The organism is Blautia marasmi (genome assembly GCF_900258535.1).
Lineage (GTDB): Bacteria > Bacillota > Clostridia > Lachnospirales > Lachnospiraceae > Blautia > Blautia hominis.
In genome coordinates this window covers 5,419,092-5,444,720 of sequence record NZ_OIWX01000001.1, presented here as the reverse complement: position 1 = coordinate 5,444,720, position 25,629 = coordinate 5,419,092, and the positions used below count along the sequence as shown (strand labels likewise).

Annotated in this window: 28 protein-coding genes; 24 read left to right on the top strand and 4 right to left on the bottom strand. The window is 44.9% G+C overall.

The genetic code is table 11. The annotated features are described in order from the left end of the window. Nucleotides 1-58 precede the first annotated feature (58 nt). The 8 genes from rplU to rsfS all read left to right on the top strand — a co-directional run bounded on the left by rplU (nt 59) and on the right by rsfS (nt 4,319). Nucleotides 59-364 carry a 50S ribosomal protein L21 gene (rplU, locus tag C6P39_RS23885; protein ID WP_033139570.1) on the top strand — a complete coding sequence of 102 codons (306 nt, stop codon included), beginning with the start codon at nt 59-61 and terminating at the stop codon, nt 362-364. Nucleotides 365-366: 2 nt separating this feature from the next. After that, nucleotides 367-699: a ribosomal-processing cysteine protease Prp gene (locus C6P39_RS23880; protein WP_095173018.1), complete on the top strand. Its 333-nt coding sequence runs from the start codon at nt 367-369 to the stop codon at nt 697-699. Between the two features lie 4 nt (nt 700-703). Further along, complete coding sequence (rpmA, locus tag C6P39_RS23875) at nt 704-991, top strand: 50S ribosomal protein L27 (protein ID WP_018598162.1); 288 nt, start codon at nt 704-706, stop codon at nt 989-991. A 128-nt stretch (nt 992-1,119) separates the two neighbouring features. After that, nucleotides 1,120-2,412 carry a GTPase ObgE gene (gene obgE, locus C6P39_RS23870; RefSeq protein WP_104805426.1) on the top strand — a complete coding sequence of 431 codons (1,293 nt, stop codon included), beginning with the start codon at nt 1,120-1,122 and terminating at the stop codon, nt 2,410-2,412. A gap of 8 nt (nt 2,413-2,420) precedes the next feature. Then, complete coding sequence (gene yhbY / locus C6P39_RS23865) at nt 2,421-2,711, top strand: ribosome assembly RNA-binding protein YhbY (protein WP_065541642.1); 291 nt, start codon at nt 2,421-2,423, stop codon at nt 2,709-2,711. 27 nt (nt 2,712-2,738) lie between these two features. After that, entirely contained in the window at nt 2,739-3,377 is a 639-nt protein-coding gene (gene nadD, locus C6P39_RS23860) for a nicotinate-nucleotide adenylyltransferase (RefSeq protein ID WP_104805425.1), read from the top strand. Continuing rightward, nucleotides 3,367-3,969, top strand: coding sequence for a bis(5'-nucleosyl)-tetraphosphatase (symmetrical) YqeK (yqeK, locus tag C6P39_RS23855; RefSeq protein ID WP_104805424.1), 603 nt, complete (start codon nt 3,367-3,369; stop codon nt 3,967-3,969). Before nadD ends, yqeK begins: the two co-directional genes overlap by 11 nt. Next, entirely contained in the window at nt 3,966-4,319 is a 354-nt protein-coding gene (rsfS, locus tag C6P39_RS23850; RefSeq protein WP_018598167.1) for a ribosome silencing factor, read from the top strand. The genes yqeK and rsfS overlap by 4 nt, the downstream gene beginning before the upstream one ends. Nucleotides 4,320-4,467: 148 nt before the next feature. Here the strand turns inward: rsfS and lexA are convergent, their stop codons facing one another. Next, complete coding sequence (gene lexA / locus C6P39_RS23845; protein WP_095173022.1) at nt 4,468-5,094, bottom strand: transcriptional repressor LexA; 627 nt, start codon at nt 5,092-5,094, stop codon at nt 4,468-4,470. Between the two features lie 233 nt (nt 5,095-5,327). On the opposite strand from lexA, the gene C6P39_RS23840 reads away from it, so the two are divergent. The 11 genes from C6P39_RS23840 (at nt 5,328) to C6P39_RS23790 (ending at nt 17,032) form a co-directional block, all read left to right on the top strand. Next, nucleotides 5,328-5,669, top strand: coding sequence for a LysM peptidoglycan-binding domain-containing protein (locus C6P39_RS23840; RefSeq protein WP_104805423.1), 342 nt, complete (start codon nt 5,328-5,330; stop codon nt 5,667-5,669). Nucleotides 5,670-6,167: 498 nt separating this feature from the next. Beyond that, nucleotides 6,168-7,250: a LacI family DNA-binding transcriptional regulator gene (locus tag C6P39_RS23835; protein WP_095173024.1), complete on the top strand. Its 1,083-nt coding sequence runs from the start codon at nt 6,168-6,170 to the stop codon at nt 7,248-7,250. A 671-nt stretch (nt 7,251-7,921) separates the two neighbouring features. After that, nucleotides 7,922-8,695, top strand: a complete 774-nt coding sequence (locus C6P39_RS23830) for a DeoR/GlpR family DNA-binding transcription regulator (protein ID WP_104805422.1) — start codon at nt 7,922-7,924, stop codon at nt 8,693-8,695. 37 nt (nt 8,696-8,732) lie between these two features. Continuing rightward, on the top strand, nt 8,733-9,521 hold the full coding sequence (locus C6P39_RS23825) for an AAA family ATPase (protein WP_104805421.1): 789 nt from the start codon (nt 8,733-8,735) through the stop codon (nt 9,519-9,521). Between the two features lie 232 nt (nt 9,522-9,753). Further along, nucleotides 9,754-11,097: a sn-glycerol-1-phosphate dehydrogenase gene (locus tag C6P39_RS23820; protein ID WP_095173027.1), complete on the top strand. Its 1,344-nt coding sequence runs from the start codon at nt 9,754-9,756 to the stop codon at nt 11,095-11,097. Between the two features lie 68 nt (nt 11,098-11,165). Continuing rightward, nucleotides 11,166-12,059 (top strand): aldose 1-epimerase family protein, encoded by an 894-nt coding sequence (locus C6P39_RS23815; protein ID WP_095173028.1) that lies wholly within the window; start codon nt 11,166-11,168, stop codon nt 12,057-12,059. A 314-nt stretch (nt 12,060-12,373) separates the two neighbouring features. Continuing rightward, nucleotides 12,374-13,048: a response regulator transcription factor gene (locus tag C6P39_RS23810; protein ID WP_095173029.1), complete on the top strand. Its 675-nt coding sequence runs from the start codon at nt 12,374-12,376 to the stop codon at nt 13,046-13,048. Continuing rightward, nucleotides 13,036-14,253: a HAMP domain-containing sensor histidine kinase gene (locus C6P39_RS23805; RefSeq protein WP_095173030.1), complete on the top strand. Its 1,218-nt coding sequence runs from the start codon at nt 13,036-13,038 to the stop codon at nt 14,251-14,253. The genes C6P39_RS23810 and C6P39_RS23805 overlap by 13 nt, the downstream gene beginning before the upstream one ends. A gap of 64 nt (nt 14,254-14,317) precedes the next feature. Next, on the top strand, nt 14,318-15,196 hold the full coding sequence (locus tag C6P39_RS23800; RefSeq protein WP_095173031.1) for an ABC transporter ATP-binding protein: 879 nt from the start codon (nt 14,318-14,320) through the stop codon (nt 15,194-15,196). Further along, nucleotides 15,196-16,449, top strand: a complete 1,254-nt coding sequence (locus C6P39_RS23795) for an ABC transporter permease (protein ID WP_095173032.1) — start codon at nt 15,196-15,198, stop codon at nt 16,447-16,449. The genes C6P39_RS23800 and C6P39_RS23795 overlap by 1 nt, the downstream gene beginning before the upstream one ends. Then, nucleotides 16,412-17,032, top strand: coding sequence for a hypothetical protein (locus tag C6P39_RS23790; RefSeq protein WP_104805420.1), 621 nt, complete (start codon nt 16,412-16,414; stop codon nt 17,030-17,032). The genes C6P39_RS23795 and C6P39_RS23790 overlap by 38 nt, the downstream gene beginning before the upstream one ends. Nucleotides 17,033-17,055: 23 nt before the next feature. Here C6P39_RS23790 and C6P39_RS23785 read toward each other — a convergent pair whose 3' ends face one another. After that, nucleotides 17,056-17,802 carry a helix-turn-helix domain-containing protein gene (locus C6P39_RS23785; protein WP_095173034.1) on the bottom strand — a complete coding sequence of 249 codons (747 nt, stop codon included), beginning with the start codon at nt 17,800-17,802 and terminating at the stop codon, nt 17,056-17,058. Nucleotides 17,803-17,934: 132 nt separating this feature from the next. Here C6P39_RS23785 and C6P39_RS23780 point away from each other — a divergent pair, with 132 nt between their 5' ends. The 5 genes from C6P39_RS23780 (at nt 17,935) to abc-f (ending at nt 23,292) form a co-directional block, all read left to right on the top strand. Continuing rightward, a complete protein-coding gene (locus C6P39_RS23780; protein WP_095173035.1) occupies nt 17,935-18,426 on the top strand; it encodes a sporulation initiation factor Spo0A C-terminal domain-containing protein in 492 nt (163 codons plus the stop codon). Between the two features lie 77 nt (nt 18,427-18,503). Beyond that, entirely contained in the window at nt 18,504-19,199 is a 696-nt protein-coding gene (gene vanR, locus C6P39_RS23775) for a VanR-ABDEGLN family response regulator transcription factor (protein WP_095173036.1), read from the top strand. Continuing rightward, nucleotides 19,177-20,340, top strand: a complete 1,164-nt coding sequence (locus tag C6P39_RS23770) for a sensor histidine kinase (RefSeq protein ID WP_104805419.1) — start codon at nt 19,177-19,179, stop codon at nt 20,338-20,340. Before vanR ends, C6P39_RS23770 begins: the two co-directional genes overlap by 23 nt. Before the next feature lie 121 nt (nt 20,341-20,461). Continuing rightward, a complete protein-coding gene (locus C6P39_RS23765; protein ID WP_242987119.1) occupies nt 20,462-21,427 on the top strand; it encodes a D-alanyl-D-alanine carboxypeptidase family protein in 966 nt (321 codons plus the stop codon). Between the two features lie 341 nt (nt 21,428-21,768). Further along, a complete protein-coding gene (abc-f, locus tag C6P39_RS23755) occupies nt 21,769-23,292 on the top strand; it encodes a ribosomal protection-like ABC-F family protein (protein ID WP_104805417.1) in 1,524 nt (507 codons plus the stop codon). On the opposite strand, the gene C6P39_RS23750 is transcribed toward abc-f, so the two are convergent. Then, the gene (locus C6P39_RS23750; protein ID WP_104805416.1) at nt 23,282-24,262 is read right to left on the bottom strand and encodes a phosphotransferase family protein; all 981 of its coding nucleotides are present in this window, start codon (nt 24,260-24,262) and stop codon (nt 23,282-23,284) included. The genes abc-f and C6P39_RS23750 overlap by 11 nt on opposite strands. After that, nucleotides 24,259-25,584 carry an MATE family efflux transporter gene (locus C6P39_RS23745; RefSeq protein WP_104805415.1) on the bottom strand — a complete coding sequence of 442 codons (1,326 nt, stop codon included), beginning with the start codon at nt 25,582-25,584 and terminating at the stop codon, nt 24,259-24,261. The genes C6P39_RS23750 and C6P39_RS23745 overlap by 4 nt, the downstream gene beginning before the upstream one ends. Nucleotides 25,585-25,629 lie beyond the last annotated feature (45 nt).

The window sequence follows — 25,629 nt, the reverse complement described above, 5'->3', positions numbered from 1 at the left end:
GCGCTGTGAAAGAGTCAGCCACCATATTTTGGCGAGTAATGATAATAGGAGGTGCCATATGTACGCAATTATTGCAACAGGTGGTAAACAGTACAAAGTAGCCGAAGGCGATGTTATCAGAGTAGAAAAACTTGGAGCAGAAGCTGGAGAAACTGTTACATTTGACCAGGTCCTTGCCGTAAACAATGATGGGTTAAAAGTTGGTGAAGACGTAGCAAGCGCTACTGTAACCGCGTCTGTAGTTGAAAACGGTAAAGCTAAAAAGGTTATCGTTTACAAATATAAACCGAAAACCGGATACCACAAGAAAAACGGTCACAGACAGCAGTACACCAAAGTTAAGATTGAAAAAATCAACGCTTAATTATGACGTACATTACGTTTTATCAGGACAGTGACGGTGTTGTGACAGGCTTTGACACCAGTGGACATGCCGGATATGCCAGGCAGGGTGAGGATATCATCTGTGCGGCAATTTCCGCTCTTGTCATCAATGCGGTGAATTCCATTGAACAGTTTACAGAGGATGCTTTTAAAGTGGATGTGGACAGAGAAAATGGCGGCATCGTATTCAGGCTGGAGGCAAAACCTTCCAAAGAAGCAGCGTTGTTGCTGAATTCCCTCATTCTCGGATTGCAGAGAATGGAAGACGAAGAAGAAAACAGACAATATATTGATGTCATATTCGAGGAGGTGTAAGGACATGTTAAGAATGGACCTTCAATTTTTCGCTCATAAAAAAGGTGTAGGTTCTACCAAGAACGGTAGAGATTCCGAATCCAAAAGACTGGGTGCAAAAAGAGCAGACGGACAGTTTGTAAAAGCCGGAAACATCCTTTACAGACAGCGCGGAACAAAAATTCATCCGGGTGTGAATGTAGGACGCGGTGGCGACGACACTTTATTTGCATTAGTAGATGGTGTTGTTCGTTTTGAAAGAAAAGGCAGAGACAAAAAACAGGTTTCTGTAGTACCGGTAACAGCAGAGTAACAATAGAATTTACGCTTGGCGGATTTTCTGTTGTGGTGAATTAAGGGAGGCTTCAAATCGTTCTGGTTTGAAGCCGCTTTTTTTAGCAATATATCTGCCAAGGCAGATTTAGAAAGTCAGAGGTTTTTATGTTTGCAGACAGAGCAAAAATCACAATCCGTTCCGGAAAAGGCGGAGACGGCCATGTGAGTTTCCGAAGAGAACTGTATGTTGCCAATGGCGGTCCTGATGGTGGAGACGGCGGCAGAGGCGGAGATGTTATCTTTGAAGTGGATAAAGGTCTGAATGCCCTGACCGATTATCGGCATAAACGCAAATATGCGGCAGAGAACGGACAGGAAGGCGGCAAGAAAAGATGTCATGGCGCCGACGGCAAGGACATTATCCTGAAAGTTCCGGAAGGAACCGTGATCAAGGACGCAGATTCCGGCAAAGTCATTGCTGACATGTCAGGAGAAAACAAAAGACAAATCGTATTAAAAGGCGGAAGAGGCGGCAAAGGGAATATGAACTATGCCACAGCTACCATGCAGGTGCCCAAATATGCCCAGCCGGGACAGCCGGCGCAGGAGCTGGCTGTTATGCTGGAGCTGAAAGTGATAGCGGATGTGGGACTGATTGGATTTCCCAATGTGGGAAAATCAACGCTGCTTACAAGAGTGAGCAATGCCAGACCGCAGATTGCCAATTATCACTTTACAACGATTAATCCTCATCTGGGAGTGGTGGATTTGGAAGGCTGTGACGGATTTGTCATCGCAGATATTCCAGGTTTGATCGAAGGGGCCTCAGAGGGTGTGGGACTTGGTCATCAGTTTCTGCGCCATATTGAGAGAACCCGTGTGTTGATCCATCTGGTGGATGCGGCATCCACAGAGGGAAGAGACCCCATTGATGATATTTATAAAATTAACAAGGAACTGGAAGCCTATGATCCTAAACTCATGGAACGTCCCCAGGTGATCGCAGCCAACAAGACGGACATGATCTACAGTGAGGATGAAGACCCGGTTGAGCGCATCAGACAGGAGTTTGAGCCTCAGGGAATCAAAGTGTTCTCCATTTCTGCGGCAACAGGAAAAGGCCTGAAGGAGCTTCTTTATCACGTGAAGAGCCTTCTGGATAAGATTGATAAGGAACCGGTTATTTTTGAACAGGAATTTTTCCCGGAAGATATGCTGATCGCTGAAAATCTTCCATACACCGTAAAACAGGATGAAGAGGACGAGCACTTGTTTTATATTGAAGGGCCAAAGATTGAGAAGATGCTGGGTTATACCAATCTGGATTCAGAAAAGGGATTTTCTTTCTTCCAGAGATTCTTAAAGGATAGTGGTATTCTGGCAGACCTGGAAGCAGCCGGAATTGAAGAGGGCGACACTGTACGGATGTATGGCTTTGATTTTGATTATTACAAATAGGAGATAACATGACAAGTAAACAGAGGGCTTATTTAAAAAGTCTTGCTATGACCATGGATCCCATCCTGCAGATTGGAAAATCCAGCCTGACACCGGAGAATACGGCGTCTGTAGCGGAAGCGCTGGAAGCCAGAGAACTGATTAAGATAAATGTACTTCAGAACTGTATGGACGATCCGAAGCAAATTGCAGAGGTGCTGGCTGAGAGGACAAAATCCCAGGTGGTACAGGTGATTGGCAAGAAAATAGTTTTATATAAAGAAGGAAAAAAAGAAAAGAAGAAAATATTTCTTCCATAATAGGATATCCTGATAAGAGGAACAGTCATGTGCGAGAAAAGAAAACGAGTGGGCATCATGGGAGGGACATTTGATCCCATCCATATTGGACATCTGATTTTGGGCGAGACAGCCTATGAGCAGTTTGACTTAGACCAGGTACTTTTTATGCCTGCAGGAAATCCTCCCCATAAGAGAAGGCGCCTTCACAGGGCAACGGATGAACAGCGCAGCGAAATGGTGAGAAGAGCAATTGCTTCAAATCCGCACTTCTCCCTCTCTTTGGAGGAGATGAATGAAGATGGATTCACATACACGTACAGAACTCTGGAGCGTTTGAAGGCAGAGCACCCGGATACAGATTATTTTTTTATACTGGGCGCGGATTCTCTTTTTGACTTTGACAAATGGAGGGAGCCTGGAAGAATATGCAGGGCGTGTACCGTAGTGGCGGCAACGCGAAATCATACCAGCCAGGAACGTCTGGATGAAGCGATCCGTTTCCTGGAGGAGAAATACAGCGGAACTTTCCGCAAACTGAATTCCCTGAATATTGATATATCGTCAGCCATGCTCCGCTCCTGGATCGCGGGACAGAGGACAATAAAGTATTATGTGCCTGACAATGTGATCGCATATATCAGGGAGAACCATATTTACGAGGAATGTAATACAGATGAATTATGATTTGAAAGCCTTTTCAAAAAAGCTGAAGAAACATCTCGATGAAGAGCGTTATATACACACTCTTGGGGTTATGTATACAGCGGCGGCTTTGGCTATGGCCCACGGCGGTGATTTGGAAAAGGCCCAGACAGCAGGGCTGCTTCATGACTGTGCAAAATGTATACCTAACGATAAGAAGCTGAAGCTGTGTGAAAAAAAGAATATTCCAGTTTCGGAGATAGAAAAACAAGCACCATTTCTTCTGCATGCAAAACTTGGAGTTTATATAGCCAGGAAAAAATATGATGTAGAGGATAAAGAGATTCTGTCTGCTGTCCGCTGGCACACTACAGGCAAGCCTGAGATGTCACAGCTTGAACAAATCATATATCTGGCAGACTATATAGAGCCTGGCAGAGATAAGGCACCAAATCTGCTTAAAGTACGCAGACTAGCTTTCGAGGATCTGGATGAGTGTATGTATGAGGTGTTAAAGGATACACTGGACTATCTTGGCAGCAATCCAAAGACTCTGGATCCTGCTACAAAAGAAGCATTTATTTATTACGAGAAAATTCATAACAGTAAAATACAGAAGGAGGCGAATATATGAACAGCAAAGAAATTGCGCGGATGGCATGTGAGGCACTGGAAGACAAAAAAGCGCTGGAAGTAAAGATTATCAATATTGAAAAGGTATCTACTCTGGCAGATTATTTTATTATTGCCAGCGGAAGCAACCGGAATCAGGTACAGGCTATGGCAGATAATGTGGAAGAAATTCTTGGAAAAGCACAGATTGAGCCAAAACAGATTGAAGGCTATCAAAATGCAAACTGGATTCTGATGGATTACAGGGATGTGGTTATCCATATCTTTGATGAAGAAAACCGCCTTTTCTACGATTTGGAAAGAATCTGGAGAGATGGTTCCCTGATTGAAAAAGAAGAACTGGATAAATAGATAAATAGAAACCACGCCTTGCCGGTTATCTATTATCATGGTTAATTATAAGAGCTGCCGTGTAGAAGGAGACTTCTGCACGGCGGCTTTTATATTATACTGTGTTGTATGTACCTTGTTTCTGATGACGGGAATTTTGCGGTTTACATTACTTCATGAATCGGAAAACCCCAATTACCTTTCCCAGTACCTGGAACTGCTGCTCCGGATATATCACAATAGGATCCATATAGTCGTTCTCCGGCTGGAGACGGATATGGTCTTTTTCTTTATAAAATGTTTTGATCGTTGCTGAGTCATCAACCAAAGCAACAATCTTATCACCGTTCTCGGCATTCTCCTGTTTCTCGACGACTACATAGTCTCCGCTGAATATACCTGCATTGACCATACTGTCCCCCTGTACGACCAGCATAAATGTCTGTTTGTTGGGCATATATTCAGACGGGATTGGGAAATAGCCTTCTACGTTCTGTACGGCAAGCAGCGGTTCTCCGGCTGCGACCTTGCCGATGATCGGTACATTTATGGTCTCTCTTCTGACGAGATTGAAGTTATCATCTACAATTTCAATTGCCCGCGGCTTGGTGGGGTCTCTTCTTATATATCCATTTTTCTCCAGCGTTTCCAGATGGGAGTGTACAGAAGAGGTGGACTTTAAATTGACTGCCTCACAGATTTCACGTACAGACGGCGGAAAACCGCGGTTAAGGATTTCGTTCTTCATATATTCTAAAATTTCGGATTGTTTTTTGCTGATTTTTCCATATGACATATGTAATACCTCCGGTTCTGATCTGATTGGGGTGTGTTTTTGGAGCGATATGGTTTGCTGCCCATGCAATTACTTAAAAATATAATAACATATTTTGATATGAAATGCAAACAGATATTCGGAATATTTGTTCGATTACTATTGACAAACGTGTGTTCTTGTATTATGATTGGTTATAGAAAATAGAACGCATGTTCGCGAACATATATTTGCATGTACGAAGGAGAAAAGCTATGAGGGAAAGCAGAAAAAGAGCAAGAAGACGGAGAACAAACAGAGCAAAACTTTTGGGGATCGGTTTTTTGGCTTTGGTGATAACATTGATTTTTTCCATCCGGGCAGCCGCTACAGCCAATGCGGGAACTGCTGACAGCAGCCGGACCAAATATTATGCCAGTATCCAGATAGAGAAAGGTACCAGTCTGTGGGAGATAGCTGGTGATTATATGACGGAAGAATACAATTCTGAGCAGGAATATATAGAGGAAGTAATGCAGATGAATCATTTGGAAAGTGATATTATCTATGAGGGTGCTTATCTTTGTGTTCCTTATTATTCTTCCGAACAAAAGTGAGGGGGAGCTGTGCGTGGAATATAAATCTTCTGTCTGCAGACCGCGGTTTTGGGTGCTGTTTTCTATAGGGATGCCATACGATATGCTTCAAGACCGGCTTTACGCACCTCAGCGCTAAACAGGTGTATTTCCCAGGTGCTGCACGATGTACGCAAAATCCCCAAATCCTAGGTTGGCTGGCTCCGGAATGCAGTTAGTAGTATTCCTTGCCCGGCAAGACAGAACGGCCATAATGGGCGTACCGGTGCATTGCGAAGCGTGTTGCTGAAAAAAATGTAATTTGATCAAACTGTGAACAGTGACATATGAAACATTGTTTGTATGCATATGGTCATGTCCGCTTTTTTGTGATAAGATAAAAATCAAGTATAGGAAGGATGCTGTTCAAAGGGATGGGATTTTACAGTATGTGAGCAGTGGCATCCGGTTACTATACGGCAATATAGCACAGATGATAAATCACAATAGAGACGGGCGGATACGTGCAGAGGGAAATTTATGAATCGAAAGAAAGTGACATCAACAGATGTGGCCAAGAGGGCAGGGGTATCCCAGGCCACAGTATCAATGGTTCTGAATCAGAAGTACAATGTCTCCTTTTCCAGAGAGACCATCAAAAAAGTTGAACAGGCAGCAAAGGAGTTAGGATATACCAATGAGAAGAAACCGCGTGCCTCCAGAATACGCATGCGTGGTACCATATTTGTTGTCTGTCCTAATTTTACAAATCCCTATTATTTTTCGCTGATACAAGGGATAGAAAAGACAGCGCAGAAAAATAAATTTGATGTTTTTCTATGCAATACCAGAAGGGATTATCAGACAGAAGAGAAGTATTTAAAAAAGATAGAAAAACTGAATCCTTCTGGGGTTATCTATACTTTTGCACCTACTTTTCCGGAATCCCTGCAGAATGTGTCGAAGAAAATCCCTGTGGTTCTGATCGGTGAGAAGGATGTGGTGTCAGGGATTGATACCGTGGAATTGAACAGTGAAAAAATGGGGCGTATGCTTGCAGAGTATTTACTGGGACTGGGGCACCGTAAAGTTGGATTCATTTCAACCCCCTTGACAGAACGGCAGTCAGCCCGCAGAGCAAGAATCAAAGGCTTTTGCGAGACTTTTGCGGAAGCTGGCTGTTCCGATGGGGTATATGTAAGAAGCCTTCCGAAAGAAATGGACATTATGTTTCAGGAAATTGACATGGAATACAGGACAGGATATGAACTGACATTGGAACTGATCCAGCAGGTGCCCCAGATTACCGCGATCGCAGGAACGAACGATATGGTTGCCCTGGGTATCAGGGATGCATTGTTGAAGGAGAAATACAGGATACCGGAAGATATTTCAGTAATTGGATGTGATAATCTTCTTTTTTCAGGTCTCAGAGGAATTGACCTTACAACCGTGGAACATTATGTTTCAAAAAAAGGCGAGGACGCCTGTGAGATCCTTATACAGGAGATGGGAGAACAGAAGGCTAAAAATAACAGCAGTGGAGAAAATATGGTTCATCATATTGAATATGAACCACGACTTGTAGTAAGAGGCAGCAGTTCTTATCCGAAATTAAAATAGATGGTCCGAAAAAGTAGGAGCGATTGAAATACTTGGATGGTTACAAGTCGAACTTAGGGGACCACTAATATCAGCATTCAGATTCAAAATCTAAAATGTGAGATCAAAAAATACATAAAATAGCTTGTATCAAAAATAGGCAAAAGGCATTTGGAAGATTGAATACATCATATTCTGCAATTGTGCATGAGAAAAAGATGTATTCGGTTTGAGAGATGTCTTTTGCTTTTTTAGTTTTACTTGTTAAAAATGGCAGCAATCTATTTTTTTATAGACGTTATAGGTGCGGATGAAAAAAGGTAACAGATGTGGTGGGGTTCCGACCCCTTCATGAACAGAGCAGTAGTAATATAAATATTAATAGATTTATAGATTCTTATTTATTCTTGAAAACAATTGTAAAAAAGTGTATTATATACTATATAACACCACTGATTGATGGGAAACAGCAAAAATAAGAATAAATAAGCACAAAGTAAGAACAATATAAGACAAAATAAGAAGAAATAAGTGAGAGGCGGGCACAAATAAGAAATAAGAATTGAAAATCAATTTAAATTATTCCCACATTTATAAAAGCACGATGCAACAAACAGTATCGGTCCAACATAGAAATAAAGACATTGTTTGTTTTTTACTCGCTGGCAGGGCCTGGAAAGGAGACAGAAGCCATGTTCATGGAAGAACGTCAAAAGATGATTGTCGAGATGGTAAACAAATCCGGTCACATCTCAGTTAATGAAATACAGGAGCGATTTCATGTATCCTCCGATTGTGTCAGAAGAGACCTGCGTTCTCTGGAAAGCAGAGGATTAATAAAAAGAACACATGGAGGTGCGATCAGCACTGGCCCAAAAGGGAAATATCCGGAGGAACTGTATAATCCCAAAGAAATTTCTGATATGAATGAACTCTGCCTTGCAGCGGCAAAAAAAGCGGTAGAATACATTGTGGAAAATGACGTAGTATATCTGACTACCTCTGTGGTTGGTTATTATATGGCAAAATATCTGCCAGCAGATTTTTCCTTTACGGTAGTCACCAACTCCGTGACAGTGGCAGACGAACTGCGGAAACATTTGAATGTGTCTGTCATACTACTTGGCGGGGAGATGTCCCACCGAGGGCACTGCCATGATTTCTATACAATGCAGATGATGAAAAATATAAGTCTGGATAAAGCTTTTTTGTCACATACAGCCTTGTCAATTGAAAATGGAGCATCTATACATAACAGTGCCGGAGTGGAATTTGGAAGGCTGATCATGAAAAACAGCTCTATGAACATAGGCGTGTATCCTTCCGAAAAATTGGGGAAAAATTCAATTCACTCAGTTTGCCCAATCACCGCATATGATCTTCTGATTACCGATGACCAGGTGTCTGAAGACTTTGTCATGCAGGCAGAAAGATTAAAAGTAAAGGTTGACATTGCGGTTGTATAAAGGATTCGTCCGAATGTCTGCTGCGCTAGGAGGAAAAATGTATTGTATATTAGTGAGCGGGATACCCGCGTCCGGTAAGACTGTCCTGGCAGAGTATTTGTCAGCATCCCTGCATATTCCGGTGGTTTCAAAGGACAAGATCAAAGAAATTTTATTTGATACTATTGGTTTTCGCTCCAGAACAGAAAAAGTTGCGCTTGGAACAGGAGCAATGGAGGCTATGTATTATTTTGCTGGCCAGATGATGAGGGCAGGACAGCCGTTCCTGCTGGAAAATAATTTTGAAAACGTCTCAAGACCGGGAATTCAGTCATTGCTTGAAAAATATGGTTATCAGGCTGTAACGGTTCGTCTTACCGGGGACTATAACGTTCTATTCAATAGGATGATAGAAAGAAATAATTCACCAGACAGACACAAAGGCCATATTGTTAATGATTATTATCAAAAGCCGGAAATAAAACTAGAAACAAACCTAAAAGCAAAAGCCAACCCAGTAACAAACCTAAAAACAAAACCAGAAGCCAGCCCAGAAACAAACTCCAAAGCAAACCCGGAAATAAACCAAAAAACAAAACCAGAAGCCAACCCAGAAACAAAAACAAAAGCCAACCCAGTAACAAACCCAAAAACAAACCCGGAAATAAACATACAGCCAGTTCTCACTCAGGAAGAGTTTATCCGGGGAATTACAGAGCGAGGGATGGTAGAGTTTCAGCTTCCGGGACCAGTTATGGAGATTGACACAACAGACTTTTCAAAAGTGGATTTGCGGCATGTGACAGAAGAACTGCGAAATATAATATCCGGCCTAAAACTGCAATGACTGCAATGAGGGCTGCAGTTTGGTAAAAGAATTTATAATTCAAATTATTAATAATACTATCAGTTAATAATTTGAATGGTAGTTTGACATTCTTTAAGATTCTGCTATAGTAAAAACATAGGGTGATAATTTAGTACCAATACCCAAAATAGAATCTGACAGAAAGGATTAGAGTGTGGCGCAATGCTGTACTAGATGAAAGTAATGTTTCGCCGCACTCCGGAGCAAAACAATGGAAAAGACAAACTGGAAAAAATATTTGGAGAAACCATATCACTGTTCCTGTGGAAAGACGCATGTGTGCAGCATTGAGGATATTATCATTGAGGAGAATGCCATTGAGCGTCTTCCTGAAATTTTGGGAAAGCATGACTATAAAAAATTCTGTGTGGTCAGTGATATCAATACACAAGAGGTGGCCGGGGAAAAAGTATGTGCAGTGCTGGATAAGACCGCAATTCCATATCAGACAATTGTTTTTCAGGATAAGGAGCTTGTGCCGGATGAGGAGGCAGTCACATATTTTCTTACAGAGATTGACAGGGACTGTGATCTGATCATCGGCGTGGGATCTGGTACTATCAACGATTTATGCCGTTTTATCAGTTTTAAGATGAATCTGGATTATTATATTGTGGGTACAGCACCGTCAATGGACGGCTATGCCTCCAATGTTTCACCGCTTATAATCAAGCATCTGAAAACTACATATGAAGCCCATACAGCAAAAGTGATAATCGGAGATCTGGATATTCTGGCTCAGGCACCGCTGTCCATGATCGCTGCTGGCGCAGGGGATATTCTGGGGAAATATGTCTGCCTGACAGACTGGCAGCTTGCTCATATTATTAATGGGGAATATTACTGTCCGGAGATGGCTGCAATGGTGAGGGAATCTATCCAGAAGGTAGTAGATCATGCAGAGAGGGCAGCAAAAAGGGAGAAAGAGGCAGTGGCAGCCATTATGGAAGGTCTTGTGCTCAGCGGTATTGTCATGAGCTATATCGGCAATTCCAGGCCTGCATCAGGAAGTGAGCATCACATGTCTCATTACTGGGAAATGATGTTTCTGCTTGACCGGCAGCCGGATCCCCTTCACGGCACAAAGGTGGGAATCGGAACTGTGGCTGCTATCAAGATGTATGAAAAACTGCGGGAGCTTGGCAAAGATGCAGTGCCAGGCAGCGCACCGCATTTTGACTACAATACCTGGAGCGAAGAGATTGAGACAGCCTACGGACCGGCAGCGCCTGGTGTCCTGAAATTGGAGCAGTCCATCGGAAAAAATAAAAATGAGGAAGTAACAAGAAGAAGAGCGGCTTATCTGCAGCACTTGGATAAGATTCAGGCGCTGATCGATGAGCTGCCAAAGGCGGAGACCATCATTGACATTCTGAAGTCAATGGACGCGCCATATTATCCGGAGCAGATCAAGGTGACAAAAGATGTTTTCAAACGGAGCATATATTATGCGAAAGATTTGAGAAACCGTTTTGGGCTTCTGCAGCTTTTATTTGACCTGGAGCTTCAGGAAGGATTCAGTAATGACCTGATCAAAGAAATATATAAGGCATAAATCACATTGCACTGCCCCTCCTGTTTGTGATAAACTGGAAGCAATGATAAAAAAAGGAGCTTAGAGTCATGAGACAGATTTTGGAGAACGAATTTCTGAGAGTATCCATAGAGGACCACGGTGCTGAATTAGTCAGTGTGTATGATAAGGAAAATGAGAGAGAAGAGTTATGGCAGGCAAAACCACCTTATTGGAACCGCCACGCGCCTGTTCTCTTTCCAAATGTAGGAAAGCATCACAACGATACATACCGTCTGCAGGGACGGGAATTCCATACCAGCCAGCATGGATTTGCCAGAGACAGGGAGTTTGCCTGTATCAGCAGGACAGATTCGGCCCTTACCCATAAACTGGTTTCGGATGAGGACACCAGAAGCTATTTTCCCTTTGATTTTGAATTTCATATCACACACCGTCTGGAGGATAGGAAGCTTACCGTGGAATGGAATGTGGTGAACAACAGTGGAGATACCATGTATTTCACCATCGGTGGACATCCCGGTTTCAACGTTCCCATTCTGCAGGGCAGTAAACAGACCGATTATTACCTTTTGTTTAAAGAGGGGCCGGCGCTCAAATACAAACTGGTGTATGGGGACAGCGGTACGGCAGATGCTTCCAAAGAATACACGCTGCATCTGGAAGAGGCGGACGGATATTACAGATGCCCCATTACAGATCATATGTTTGACAGGGATGCCCTGATCTTTGATGATACGCAGGTTGAATGGGTGGGAATCGGATACCCCGACGGAAGACCTTATGTGACCATGGAGTGCGAAGGGTTTACCAATTTCGGCATCTGGACAATGCCGGGAGGACCTTATATCTGTCTGGAACCATGGATGGGGCGCTGTGATGACTATGGTTTCACAGGAGATATTTCTGAAAAACCGGATATTATTTCTCTGAAAAAAGGAGATACTTTTCATAAGGGCTATTGCCTTACTTTTCACAGATAAGCGGACGGGACTTTGGAACTTATAAAAAGAAGATTAAAAAGCTGCAGGGCAGAAATGTTCGGCAGCTTTTTTGTAGAGATTTTGTAGAGAATTATTTGTTATCCTGATGTAAGGATTCAGTAGGTCTGCGCATTCCCTGCACTGACCGTAAGAAAGTGTACCACGGCCAAGCAAAAATTCCATCGCCAAAGGCGATTTTGTATGGATTTTTACCTGTAACTGTGAGGGGACTGAACAGTTACATCATTGTAAAATGGATAGGAATGCTCTTGGCAGGAAAAGTAGTATTCGCGCAGAGCCGGATGGGAGGAAGAATGGCGGAAAAAATTTTGATCGTGGATGACGAGAAGGATATACGCTGTATGCTGAAAGATTATTTTGAGCTGCAGGGATATGAAATTTATACAGCGGCTGACGGGGAGGAAGCGTTGGAAAAAATGAAGATACAGCCTGATATGATCCTTCTCGACATCAATATGCCTGATATGGACGGATATGAGGTCTGCAGAAGGATCAGGGATTATGTGAGCTGTCCCATCCTCTTTCTCACTGCAAGGGTGGAAGAGCGGGACAGAGTGAATGGACTGATGGTTGGAGGTGATGATTATATTATGAAACCGTTCAGTATGGATGAGCTGGATGCCAGAATTATGGCACATCTGCGGCGGGAGAGACGAATGGCATCCAGAGAACAGCTTAGGTTTCAGGGAAAGCTGGTCATCAATTACTCACAGCGGAAAGTGTTTTATGAAAAGGAACAGATACCGTTCACCAAAATGGAATTTGACCTTATAGAGTTTTTATCCATGCATAAAAAACAGGTGTTCAGCAAAGAACGCATTTATGAAGCTGTCCGCGGGTATGACGGGGATGGGGACAGCAGTATTATTATGGAGCATATCAGAAGGATCCGGTTGAAACTGAAAAAATATACAAACCATGACTATATAGAAACTGTTTGGGGAGTGGGATATCAATGGATTGGATAGAAGAATACCTGGAGGATCTGGGAAAGAAGATCAGAAATCTGAATCTCAGGAAATCTCTGCGCCTTTATATTTTCGTGGCGGTACTGGCAATCTGTCTGGCCTCTGCCATGACGATACAGACCTGCAATGGATGGAAACGGATCATTGAGAAGCCGTATGGGCACAAGACATCGCAGATGGTACTGGATAAGGAGAAGAATACTGCCTTTACCTTTGAGTATTCAATACCGGAAAAAGAGCTGACCAAGCTGGATATCCTGTTGCTGGAAGGCATTAATCTTCTGCAGTATGGGTGCGTACTGCTGTATTCTGTGCTGGCAATTGCCTTTGTGTCCAGGCTGTATTACAGGAATAAGCTGAAAAAGCCCATTGATATTATGACAGATGCAGCACAGCATATTTCTAAAAATGACATGGGGTATTCCTGCAGATATGATAGTCCGGATGAAATGGGCCAGCTCTGCAGATGCCTGGATGACATGCGTCTGCAGCTCATTTCGTATCAGGAGAACCTCTGGAAACAGGCAGAAGACCAGAGGACACTGAACGCGGCGTTTGCCCATGATCTGCGCACGCCGCTTACCGTGATGCAGGGGTATGTGGACTTGCTGCTTCGCTTTTATCCGGATGACCGGCTGCAAAAAGAAAAGGTTATAGAGATCCTCCATACCATGCAGGAACAACTGGGAAGGCTGGAAAACTTTGGAGGGACCATGAAAGAGATCCACAGTATGGAAGAACGGACGCCAAAGAGGAAACGTATCCGACTTTCCTGCCTCTGTGAAAAAATATGTGAGACAGCAGCACCTCTTAAGGAGACAAGCGGTACTGAAATTGTAGTGAGGATGAAGGGAAATCCGGAGACGGAACTGCTGGCAGATGATTTTTTTGTTCTGGAAGTGGCTGAAAACCTTCTGTCAAATGCCCTTCGTTATGCAGATAAGAGGATTGAAGTACTTCTGGAAGCCGGGCGTGAGGAGGGGCCTATCCGTCTGTATGTAAAAGATGACGGGAGAGGGTTTTCAAAAGAGGAGCTGGTGAAAGCAGTCTCTCCATATTACAGGGAAAAGAAGGGGGACAACAGCCATTTTGGTATAGGATTGTCCATCAGTGCCCTGCTCTGTAAAAAACACGGGGGAGAGCTGGAACTTGCCAACAGTATTTGCGGAGGTGCAATTGTCTGTGCAGTATTTTCCTGTCTGTAGGGAAAGTATAGAGATTTCCCTGTTAAGATAAGAATCAGATAAGGAGAAAGGAAGTAAGACAAAAATGGATACGAAGATAGAAATCAAAAATCTAAGTAAAAGCTACGGGAAAAAGCAGGCTCTGAAAAATGTGGATCTCACCATCCGTCAGGGAATGTTCGGTCTTTTGGGTCCAAACGGTGCCGGCAAGACAACGCTTATGAAAATCATTGCCACTTTGCTGCAGAAAACAGAAGGGGACATACGCGTATGCGGTATTGATATTGCCAAGGACAGGGAAATCCGAAAGATCATCGGTTATCTTCCGCAGGACTTTTCCATGTACGGAAATATGTCTGTATATGAGGCCATGGATTACCTGGGCGTATTGTCAGACCTTTCCAGGCAGGAGAGAAAAGAGAGGATCCCCTCACTGCTTGAACAGGTAAATCTCTCAGATGATGCAAAAACCAAGGTGCGTGCCATGTCAGGCGGAATGCGCAGAAGGCTTGGCATTGCACAGGCATTGCTGCACGAACCCAAAGTGCTGATCGTGGATGAACCGACCGCGGGCCTTGACCCGGAAGAGAGGGTGCGTTTTCGTAACCTGCTCAGTGAGACGGCAAAGGACAGGGTTGTCATACTGTCCACACATATCGTGGGGGATGTTGAGGCGACCTGCGAAGACATTGCTGTTCTGAACAAGGGCTGTGTGCTTTTTCAGGGGACTGTGACAGAACTTTTGGAGGAGGCCAGCGGCAGGATCTACAGTGCCCAGGTATCGAGGATGGAACTGGAAAGCATCAGGGATAGTTATACGGTCACCAGTATGATGATGCAGGGGAATCATGCCTGTGTCCGTCTGATCGCAGATGAAAAACCTTTCGCCGATGCGCAGGTATGTGAGGCAAATGTGGAGGATGCTTACATGTATCTGATGCAGGAGGAGAGGAGGGGAAAATAATGTTTTTTAAACTGTTTGCCAAGGAATGCGGGCAGATGCTGAAAAGCCTGATCTATTATTTGTTTCTGGCTGCGCTTATTTTCTTCTATGTAAGTCAGGTGGGGAGCTTTACCCCATATTCGGAGCCTTTAAAGGGGCAGGAACAGAGCTATGGGCTGAAAGCCAGCTCTGATAAGCAGGAGATCATGGGAGCAACCCTGGCAATGCTTGCCAGAGGATATGAGGGGAACAGCTATACTGCATATCCGGTGGGATTTTATAAAAATGTGGTCCTGACAGAAGAGAAGCAGGAAGAGATCCATCAGATCTTAACGGCCTGTACAGGTATGGAGGATGGATATACAGAAGCAATCCGGGAGTCAGATGGGAAAACACCCATAGAAAATGGGGCAGTCATCCAGATGACAGGTGTCAATCCGCCAATCCTTGCCCCGGCAGAGGATCTGTCCTACGATAAGTTTTTACGGTACATGAAAAAAGCGGATAAGATCATCGGCGGAGGGACCAGCTATGCTGTTGACAAGATTAAAAATAATGCCATGACCTATGCCACTTACGAGGATGCAAAAAAGATCTATGATGCCAGTCTGTATACGGACCGCATATCCAGAGGAAAAGCCAGGATATTCTGTGACTATATAGGCATTATCCTGGGCCTCCTTCCTGTATTTCTGGCGGTCACCAGAACGCTCAGGGACAAACGCTCTATGGCCCGGGAAGTGATTTATGCCAGAAAAGCTTCCTCTGTGACCATTATAGCAGCGCGTTATTTTGCCGCTGTATTCCTGATCATAGTTCCACTGCTATTGCTGTCAGTTATGCCTACGCTTCAGTGTATGTATTACGGGCACCAGTTGGGCGTGTCAGTGGATCTGCTGGCCTATGGAAAGTACATTCTGGGATGGATTTTACCGGAGGCGGCGTTTGTTCTGGCGTTGGGATTCTTCCTGTCTGAATCCGTGGGAGGGCCGGCTGCTATTTTAGTACAGGTGGTGATCTGGATCGTAAGCATCAGCGCCGGAGGAACAAAGCTGGTTGGCTCAGTGGGCTGGAACCTGATCCCCCGGTTTAATAATGACCAGTCCACAGACGTATGGCTGTCCGTGTACGGTCAGATGGTCAAAAACAGGCTGCTGTATGCCGGGCTTGCCTTAGCGCTTATGGCAGGTACTATGGTGATCTATCACATGAAGCGGAAAGGAGTGCTGGGAGGCCGTGGAAAGAATTTTATCCATAGAAAAAGAACACTTTAAAAATCATTATGCCGGGCATTTCACAGCAGGTGTGCTGTTCTGCCTTTTCGCTCCGGTGATCGTGGGCATGGAAGCGCTGAACCGGTCTCAGGCCGGACAGGTATTGGATATGTATTTTTCACTGCTGGGCATCGTGCTGCTGACGCCGCTTTTTATGCCGGAGCAGAACAAAGATATCAGGGATTTGCTGGCAAGCAAAGAATATCCGGTAAGAAATGTGCAGCTTTTACGTTTGCTGCAGGCATATCTCATACTGTCACTACTGAATCTGCTGGTCTTATTTCGGATGAGGCTTGGGGAGTGCACCTTTCCCTTTGGAACTTACTTTTTTTGCGCCATGGCAAGCTGCGTTTTCCTTGGAGGACTTGGGATCCTGGCTTACGGTATAACGGATAATCTGGCAATCGCTTATATGATACCCATATTTTATTATATCTGCTGTTATGGTTCAGGGGAAAAGTACATGGGAAAATTTTATTTATTTTCTCTCATGGAGGGAAAGATGGAGAATAAGATATGGCTTGGTACAGCAGGTATTGTGCTGACTGCAGCAGGCCTATGGATAAGAAACAGAAAGAAATAGGAAAAGAGGCCGCTTATGGCAGGTTAATCCTGCCCCAAAGCGGTCTTTTCTTTTGTAAGTTCAGGAACATCCACACACCCGACATAAAGTCCTAAACGGCGGTACTGAGAATAGTCGGTGGCCGGAATGTCGTCAATGGTCCCGTTTAAGGATTTCAGGATGAATCTCTCATGGCTTTTATAAAACCTTCCGATAAACAGCAGACCATTATGGAGTACCAACCATATTTCACCGTTTTTTGGCCGCTGTCCCTCATTGCGTTGAAAGCCCAGGACGGAATTTTTGAAAAATTTTGGCTCCAGTAAATCTGTGCGGAGCCAGACGAGAAAGGTGCAGGAGTCTGTCAGAAAGTTTTTATCTACCGTTACATTGTGTGTTTTGGCGCTGTCAAGCTCGGCCCAGCCGTCCACAATGTTGGTGAATTCATAACACCTCAAGGTTATTTTCTTATCGTTCTGCAGATGGATCATGCGGTCATATTCCAGGTCGATCACATACTTGATATATTCTTTCTGGCAGGTGGGCAGCAGCTTGAAGCGGCGGAGGTATTCCTCATAGCAATAGGGAATCAAGACAGGACGCCCTGAAAATTCATCCAAAGAACAATTAAGCGCTTTGGCTATGGCAGACATAGTTTCATATCCGGGATTCGATGTGATTCCGCTTATGATTTTAGAAAGTGTTCCGACAGGGATATTACTGATAAGAGACAGCATTTCGATCGTATAGCCCTGCGCCTTCATGATTTCCTTTAATTTTTTATTATCCATGTTCCATTCCTTCCAAATATGGAATATTATGGCAGTGAGCTGCGTTGACAAGTACAGGCCGGTTTCTTATAATAGAAACATTCGTGTTTTACAGAACCACTGAGAAATATTCTATTTGGGAGGAAATATACCATGAATCGTGAAAATTTTCAAGAACTGCTGGCAGAGGGGAAGATACTGGAGATGGCGCTGCAATATCTGCTGCAGGCAGAAATATTGGAAAAGAGGGACAGACATACAGGTGATATGACCGGTTATTGTCAGGAACTCATAGAAATGGATGTGGGAGCGCGCACAGGTATCCTGTTGAACAGGCTGGGCATCACTCCCAATCTGAAAGGGCATCTGTATCTGAGAAAAGCAATTGCACTGGAGGTAGAGGGGAACAGCAGCCTGAATGGCATGATGAAGTGTCTTTACCCCCAGGTGGCCTCTCAGTGCAATACAGCTCCCGCCAGTGTGGAACGGAATATCCGCCATGCCATAGAAGTGATGTGGGAGCGGGGCAATCAGGAACTGTATCGTGAAATTGCGAATTATTACATACAAAAACGTCCAAGCAACGGGCAGTTTATCACTTCCATTGCCGCGTATTTCAGGGATGGACGGATACTTATGCACTGAAATGCAAAAACTTAGGATAATGTTAACAAATTCTTAGTGATTTCCTGGTATGATAGATGCAGAAGGAGGAATATGTCATGGCAGAAAAGATACTGGTAGTAGACGACGAGAAGGAGATTGCCGACCTGGTTGCATTGTACCTGGAAAATGAAACGTATCAGGTTTTTAAATATTATACAGCCGAGGAGGCTCTGGCCTGTTTTGACAGGGAAAAGATAGATTTGGCTGTACTGGATATTATGCTTCCCGGTATGAGCGGCCTGGAGATATGCAGAAGGATCAGAGAAAAGTACACGTTTCCCGTGATCATGCTGACGGCAAAAGGGGAGGAACTGGACAAGATCACGGGGCTGAGCCTGGGGGCGGACGATTATATCACAAAACCCTTTCGGCCCCTGGAGCTGGTGGCAAGAGTGAAAGCCCAGCTCCGCAGATATAAGAGATATAATTCGGGTTATGAAGCCAATGAAGATATTCTGGAACATTCCGGCCTTGTGCTGAATATCAGGACACATGAATGTACGCTGGATGAAAAACCTCTTTCCCTGACACCGACAGAATTTTCCATTTTGCAGATACTGTGCAGGGAAAAGGGAAAAGTGGTGAGTGCAGAGGAACTGTTTCACGAGATTTGGAAAGATGAGTATTTCAGCAAAAGTAATAATACCATAACCGTGCACATCCGCCACCTGAGGGAAAAGATGAATGATTCTTTTGAAAGTCCAAGGTATATTAAAACAGTCTGGGGGTATGGTTATAAAATTGAAGGATAGACTGCTATTTCTCTTAAAAGTGATCATTAGTTTTTATGTTATTCTTATAGTATGTTACGTCATCTTTTATCTGGTGGATACGCTGGGAAACGGATTGTTTCTGGATTGGTTTGCCAGAAAATTTTTAGTTACCACAACTCTGGAGAATACAGATTCCGGCATGTCATATTTCAACCAGGATATATCCTGGTCTGTGCTGAAAGACTTTCTGCTGAAGTGTTTCTGTGCCATAGTTTTGTTTATGGCCGCGGTCATTTATTCTGTCGTTCATTTTTATACAAGAAAAAAAGTGAAGGCTGCAGCGAATGAAGCGGGGAAGCTGATCCACACGTATATGGATACAGAAAATGCAAAAGCAGAAGTGATATTTTCACAGCCGTACCGAGAGATTGGAACAGAGATGGAGCGGGTAAAAACCGTTATGGAGCGTCATGAACAGATTTTAAAAGAAGAGTCCAGGCGTAAAAGTGACCTTTTGACCTATCTGGCCCATGACCTGAAGACACCGCTTACCTCTGTGATGGGGTATCTGAGCCTTTTGAATGAGGCGCCGGATATGCCGGAAGAACAGAAGGAAAAGTATGTAGGGATTGCCTTTGACAAGGCGTGCCGGCTGGAAAGTCTTTTAAATGAGTTTTTTGAGATCACCCGCTATAATCTCCAGGAGATACCGCTTGAGAAGGAAACCATTGACTTGTATTATATGCTGTTACAGATGATGGATGAATTCTACCCGATCCTCTCGGCTCATGGGAACACGGCAAGCCTGCACGCGGATGAGGATCTTAAACTGTATGGGGATCCGGAAAAACTGGCAAGAGTATTTAATAATATCCTGAAAAATGCAGTGGCATACAGTTATCCGGATACCGTAATTGAGATCAGCGCCAAAGAGACCGATGAAAGTGTAGAGATTTCCATAGGGAACAAAGGAAAAACCATTCCGGCCCAGAAGCTGAAATCTATTTTCGAGAAATTTTTCAGGCTGGATGAGGCCCGGGGCAGTAATACAGGAGGCGCTGGACTGGGCCTGGCAATTGCAAAAGAGATTGTAGAGCAGCACGGGGGAACACTCAGGGCAGAGAGTAAAGAGGAGCTGACTGTATTCTATGTATCACTTCCAAAACGCGGAAACACATAATATCTTAGGATTATCTTAGGAAAATATCAACTGAATATTAAAGGAAAGAACTCCCCGAAAAGATATAATGTCTTTAAGAACAGGGGAGTTCTTTATATATTCAGAGAGGATGTGCGGACAGATGGATAAGAGAAGGACAACAGTCAGGAAGATGACCGGAAGGCAGAGAAGAAGGCAGAGAAGAAGGAGGAGAATGTTAGCGGCAGCTATGCTGTCTGTGATCTTAATAAGTTTTACCGCGTTTTTTGTTTTAGGTCAGGGCAAAGGGGAGACTGTTTCCCGGACAGAACAAAAAGATGTGGAAAACCTGAACGGACTGAACAGCCGAAATGCTGTCCTTATGGACCTGGAGGCAGGGGAGATCCTAGCGGACAAAGGTGCGGATGAAAAGGTGTATCCTGCATCTCTTACAAAGATCATGACAGCAGTTTTGGCTGTTGAGAACATTCCGGATCTGCAGGAAAGTATAACGGTTCCAGATGGGATTTTTCCGGGGCTTTACGCGGAAGGGGCCTCTTTGGCCGGCTTTTGTCCGGGTGAGGAAGCTGTAGGTATGGATCTGCTTTATGGGGTTCTGCTTCCCTCCGGCGCGGAATGCTGTCTCACACTTGCGGGCCGCATTGCCGGTTCGGAGGAGGCTTTTGTGGGCATGATGAATGAAAAAGCGGGTGAACTTGGCATGGATGGTACCCATTTTACCAATTCCACAGGACTTCAGGATGAGAACCATTATTCTACCGTGAGGGATATCTCCACATTGCTGCGGTATGGGCTGGAAAATGAGACGTTCCGTCAGGTGTTTACCAGCAGCAGACATAGTACAAGTCCATCAGCCTGTCATCCCGAGGGATTTATATTTGTCAGCACCATGTTCCAGGAGATGAGCAGCGCCCAGGTGAACGGCGGCGAGATACTGGGAGGAAAAACAGGGTATACCAAGGATGCTGGACTCTGTCTCGCCAGTCTGGCGGTGATAGACGGGAAAGAGTATATTCTCGTGACTGCCCATGCCAATGGAAACCACGAGACAAAGCAGTATCATGTGCAGGATGCAGTGAAGGTATATGAGCAGATCGGTAAAAGCTGAACGCTTTTATACAAAAAGGCGATTCAGCATGAAAGTTACAAAAGGCTTGAAATTTGTATCCAGCTGTGATATGCTGTTTTCAGAATTTAAAGAGAGGTGCTCCGATGAGAAAATAATCTATTTTTTGAAAACATGTGGAAACTGGAAGAACGGTACGATTTCGTATCGAATGTTTGTCATGTTATCAGAAGATAGGTTATATTCGCAGGAGCCCTCTTTTTTTCTGTGCTGAGCGGCTTTATTTTTGCGCGGATATAAAAATCGTCTGGTAACAGGCGATTTTTTAATGGCGGCAGAGACTTAGACATTGTCTCTGCGCCCGCTGGGAGAGTGATTTTATTATGGCAAAAATAAGCGTATCAGGATTGACCTTCAGCTATGACGGAAGTTATGATGACATATTTTGTGAGGCTTCCTTTATCTTGGATACCAATTGGAAATTAGGGCTTATGGGACGGAACGGCAAAGGAAAGACCACACTGCTCAGACTGCTGATGGGACAGTATGCCTACAGGGGCAGTATCAGCAGTTCGGTCTTATTTGATTATTTTCCTTTTCAGATCAGGGAGGAGGAGATGGGACATGACACCATAGAGGTGATAGAAGGCATACAGCCAGATTATGAGCTGTGGAAAATCTGCCGGGAACTGGACCTGCTGCGTGTGGAGGCTGATATCCTCTACCGCCCGTATGAAACCCTGAGCCACGGGGAGCGCACGAAGGTCATGCTGGCTGTGCTCTTTTCCAGGGAGAGTTATTTCCTGCTCATTGATGAACCCACCAATCACCTGGATCTGGAGACAAGGGAGCTTTTGTGTGATTATCTGAAAAAGAAAAAGGGATTTATCCTGGTATCCCATGACAGGTGGCTGTTGGATTCCTGTATTGACCATGTGCTGGCACTGGAGAGGAACCAGATTGAGGTGGAAAAAGGAAATTTCAGTTCCTGGTGGGAGAATAAGCAGAAACGGGACCGGTATGAGATCTCTGAAAATGAGAAACTGAAACAGGAGATCAAGAAGATGGAGGAATCTGCCAGAAAAGCCTCTGCCTGGGCAGAGAAGGCGGAGCGCTCGAAAATCGGCTTCAATCCTTTGGTGGAGCATGACAGGTTTCTTGACACAAGGGCTTATATCGGAGAAAAAGCCAGACGTATGCAGCAGAGGAGAAAAAACCTGGAACGAAGGCAGCAGACAGCGATCCGGGATAAGGAACAGCTTTTAAAAAATCTGGAACAGCCGGCACAGCTCAGACTTACGCCCCTTACCCACCATAAGGAGACCTATGTCAGGGCAAAGGAGGTAACTGTCTCTTATGGCAGCAACCGGGTAATGGATCATTTCAGCATGGAACTGAAACGCGGAGAGCGGATCTTGCTGCAGGGAAAAAACGGATGCGGAAAATCCAGTGTCCTGAAAATGATTCTGCAGGATGCCGGAATCAGCGTTCCGGGTGTGGAGAACCTGTGCATCCGGGGACAGCATGAACTGGCATCAGGACTGGAAATCTCCTATATTAACCAGGATACCTCTTTCTTAAGGGGGAGCCTTAATGCGTATATGGAGCGGGAATGCATAGACGGCAGCCTGTTCCGGGCTGTGCTTCGTAAGCTGGATCTTGAAAGGACACAGTTTGAAAAGAATATGGAAGAGTATTCAGAAGGCCAGAAAAAGAAAGTTCTCATAGCATCCAGCCTTCTGAAACCCGCCCACCTCTACATCTGGGACGAGCCAATGAACTATATTGATATATTCTCCAGAATGCAGATCGAGAATCTGATCCTGGAGTACGCGCCCACCATGCTGCTGGTGGAGCATGATAAGGACTTTGGGAGCCGCTGTGCCACCCGGGTCATTACGATTTAGCGTTCCGGGTATAATACTGACTTAATTCTGCAAATTTATCAGTAAGTATTCCGGTGGACCAGTCATACATTTGAGTGGTTTCATATTGTCTGTAGGTGTACTCCTGGGCAACCAGTACCATTAGATAGATATCATACCAGAGCGCCCGAAGATATTCCTGGGAAGATAAAGTTTCCCTGCCGTAACCGGAGAAGAAATCAGGGTCCTGTCCGTAGGTGCGGAACCCCACTTCCATCAAAGGGTCTGCCCACAGGCTGCGTTCCCAGTCGATCAGGCCGGTGATACTGCTGTTTTTTACGAATATATTGCCGTCCCATAAGTCCCAGTGCACCAGGCAGGGAACCGTAACCTGTTCAAACACGGTCCTGCTGTTTTCAAGATAGCGCTTTAACAGAGGCACAGAGATCTTTAAATCTACGGACATGGCTTCTGCATCTGAGAATGCCATGTCCATCATGCGGCCAAATACGGTATACCAGTTCTTGTCCTGCATAAGAGGCTGGCCGATATAGCCAAAGGATTCTCCGGTGATGTTGTTTATTTTCCGGTTCAGCATTCCGGTATCTCTACGGATCTTCTTTTTAACAGCGTCCGGTACTGAGTCTCCCAATGAGGACAGGCTGCTTCCCTCCAGCTTTTCCATGAAGAAGTAGGGGGAACTGCACAGGGTAAGACTGTCATCAAAAAAGAGGATCTCTGCCACAGGCACATCCGTCTTTTGGGCAGCAAGCCTCATGGCGGTTACCTCGCTATACATAATGTTTTTTTTATAAGACATAATGCGGGCATCTTTTGGAGGGGGAATTTTTAGGACACTTTCCCGGCCGCTGTCAAAAAGCAGAAGGGATGCCACATTGAAATAGCCTTCGGTCAGTTCCCGGATCTTGGTGCAGGTCTCACCGGGAAAGGCTTTCTGTGCCATTTGCAGCAGGGTTTCCCGGGACTGTGTGTTTTTCGTCATACTTATCATATTATTACCTCACAATTTATTTTTTTGTATATCCTAACTGCCCAGGCAGCGGCCACAAGGTCACTTACGACACAGGCAGTAAAGAGAAAGGTTATATTTCCCAGAAGGCCTGCAGCCAGCAGGAGGGGAAGCTGGATAAAACAAATGCTTCCAACGGAGAGCAGAAATGCCGTCCGTGCATTTCCGGTGGACTGGAAATATGCTGCAGCAGTCTGGACAAAGCCTTTTACGCAGAAGGAAAGACTTAGGATCCGTAGGGCCTGCATTCCGATCATACGGATTTCTTCCCGGCTGGTAAAAAGACGGAAGACCAGGCCTGCCCCGGCAAGGGAAAAAAGTGTGATGGCAAGGCCATAGACAAAGTCTGCCAGAAAAGCACAGCGGACGGTGTCCCGTACTCTTTTATAGTTTCTGTCCCCGTAATTGTAGCCGATGATAGGCTGTATCCCCTGCATGATGCCAGTAAACGGAGTAAAGAGGACAGAAGTGATACGGCTTAAAATAGCGTAGGCTCCAAGTGCCATAGCGCCGCCTGCTGCACTCAGCATGTGGTTAAATACCGTGATGATCAGGCTGCTGCCCAGATTATTTAAAAAGGAAGGCAGGCCCACTGAGATGATCTCCCCTGCAAGGGCTCTGTGAAAACGGATGTGGCGTATGGAAATACGGCACGGTGTCTTCTTCCTGATGAAAAAGTAATACAGGCTGGTAAGCATGGAAACCATCTGGGAAACCAGGGTTGCCAGAGCAGCTCCGGAAATCCCCATGTGGAAAACATAGATAAAGATAGGGTCCAGCACCATATTCAGCAAGACGGGAAGGGACCACTGCAGGGTGGAGTAGGAGATATCTCCATTTGCCCGCATGACGCCGGAGAATCCGGTGCTGATCAGAGTTCCCGCCAGCAAAATCTTGCCGTAATCCCGTATGTAGGGGAGTATCTGCCCGGCAGCCCCCAAAAGTCTTATAAGCGGCTCAAACAGGCTTAAACCCACAAAGGTGATCAGTCCGGCGCAGACGATCCAGAGAAAGAACATGCAGCCAACGGCATCCGCAGCTTTTTCCTGTTCTTTTGCTCCCAGTTTTCTTGAAAGGACAGAACCGGTCCCTGTGCCGACCGTGGTGGTGATCCCCCCGATCAGGACAGTGACAGGGGAGAAGACCCCAACGGCTGCGCTGGCGTATCCCCCTACACCCCGGGATACATAGAAGGCGTCGGTCAGGCCGTACATACTGTATAATATCAGTGAAAATGTGGTCTGGGTACACATGGTGAGCAGCAGACTCTTCAGAGGCTGTTTTCCCAAACGGTTTTCTGTCAATGTTATCACCGCCTTTGAATCGTTTCCTTATGGTATCAGTATACA

Bases quoted from the DNA above. Each gene is read 5' to 3' on its own strand.
- rplU (WP_033139570.1), top strand. From the start codon at position 59: ATGTACGCAATTATTGCAACAGGTGGTAAACAGTACAAAGTAGCCGAA.
- C6P39_RS23880 (WP_095173018.1), top strand. From the start codon at position 367: ATGACGTACATTACGTTTTATCAGGACAGTGACGGTGTTGTGACAGGC.
- rpmA (WP_018598162.1), top strand. From the start codon at position 704: ATGTTAAGAATGGACCTTCAATTTTTCGCTCATAAAAAAGGTGTAGGT.
- obgE (WP_104805426.1), top strand. From the start codon at position 1,120: ATGTTTGCAGACAGAGCAAAAATCACAATCCGTTCCGGAAAAGGCGGA.
- yhbY (WP_065541642.1), top strand. From the start codon at position 2,421: ATGACAAGTAAACAGAGGGCTTATTTAAAAAGTCTTGCTATGACCATG.
- nadD (WP_104805425.1), top strand. From the start codon at position 2,739: ATGTGCGAGAAAAGAAAACGAGTGGGCATCATGGGAGGGACATTTGAT.
- yqeK (WP_104805424.1), top strand. From the start codon at position 3,367: ATGAATTATGATTTGAAAGCCTTTTCAAAAAAGCTGAAGAAACATCTC.
- rsfS (WP_018598167.1), top strand. From the start codon at position 3,966: ATGAACAGCAAAGAAATTGCGCGGATGGCATGTGAGGCACTGGAAGAC.
- lexA (WP_095173022.1), bottom strand. From the start codon at position 5,094: ATGTCATATGGAAAAATCAGCAAAAAACAATCCGAAATTTTAGAATAT.
- C6P39_RS23840 (WP_104805423.1), top strand. From the start codon at position 5,328: ATGAGGGAAAGCAGAAAAAGAGCAAGAAGACGGAGAACAAACAGAGCA.
- C6P39_RS23835 (WP_095173024.1), top strand. From the start codon at position 6,168: ATGAATCGAAAGAAAGTGACATCAACAGATGTGGCCAAGAGGGCAGGG.
- C6P39_RS23830 (WP_104805422.1), top strand. From the start codon at position 7,922: ATGTTCATGGAAGAACGTCAAAAGATGATTGTCGAGATGGTAAACAAA.
- C6P39_RS23825 (WP_104805421.1), top strand. From the start codon at position 8,733: ATGTATTGTATATTAGTGAGCGGGATACCCGCGTCCGGTAAGACTGTC.
- C6P39_RS23820 (WP_095173027.1), top strand. From the start codon at position 9,754: ATGGAAAAGACAAACTGGAAAAAATATTTGGAGAAACCATATCACTGT.
- C6P39_RS23815 (WP_095173028.1), top strand. From the start codon at position 11,166: ATGAGACAGATTTTGGAGAACGAATTTCTGAGAGTATCCATAGAGGAC.
- C6P39_RS23810 (WP_095173029.1), top strand. From the start codon at position 12,374: ATGGCGGAAAAAATTTTGATCGTGGATGACGAGAAGGATATACGCTGT.
- C6P39_RS23805 (WP_095173030.1), top strand. From the start codon at position 13,036: ATGGATTGGATAGAAGAATACCTGGAGGATCTGGGAAAGAAGATCAGA.
- C6P39_RS23800 (WP_095173031.1), top strand. From the start codon at position 14,318: ATGGATACGAAGATAGAAATCAAAAATCTAAGTAAAAGCTACGGGAAA.
- C6P39_RS23795 (WP_095173032.1), top strand. From the start codon at position 15,196: ATGTTTTTTAAACTGTTTGCCAAGGAATGCGGGCAGATGCTGAAAAGC.
- C6P39_RS23785 (WP_095173034.1), bottom strand. From the start codon at position 17,802: ATGGATAATAAAAAATTAAAGGAAATCATGAAGGCGCAGGGCTATACG.
- C6P39_RS23780 (WP_095173035.1), top strand. From the start codon at position 17,935: ATGAATCGTGAAAATTTTCAAGAACTGCTGGCAGAGGGGAAGATACTG.
- vanR (WP_095173036.1), top strand. From the start codon at position 18,504: ATGGCAGAAAAGATACTGGTAGTAGACGACGAGAAGGAGATTGCCGAC.
- C6P39_RS23770 (WP_104805419.1), top strand. From the start codon at position 19,177: ATGGTTATAAAATTGAAGGATAGACTGCTATTTCTCTTAAAAGTGATC.
- C6P39_RS23765 (WP_242987119.1), top strand. From the start codon at position 20,462: ATGGATAAGAGAAGGACAACAGTCAGGAAGATGACCGGAAGGCAGAGA.
- abc-f (WP_104805417.1), top strand. From the start codon at position 21,769: ATGGCAAAAATAAGCGTATCAGGATTGACCTTCAGCTATGACGGAAGT.
- C6P39_RS23750 (WP_104805416.1), bottom strand. From the start codon at position 24,262: ATGATAAGTATGACGAAAAACACACAGTCCCGGGAAACCCTGCTGCAA.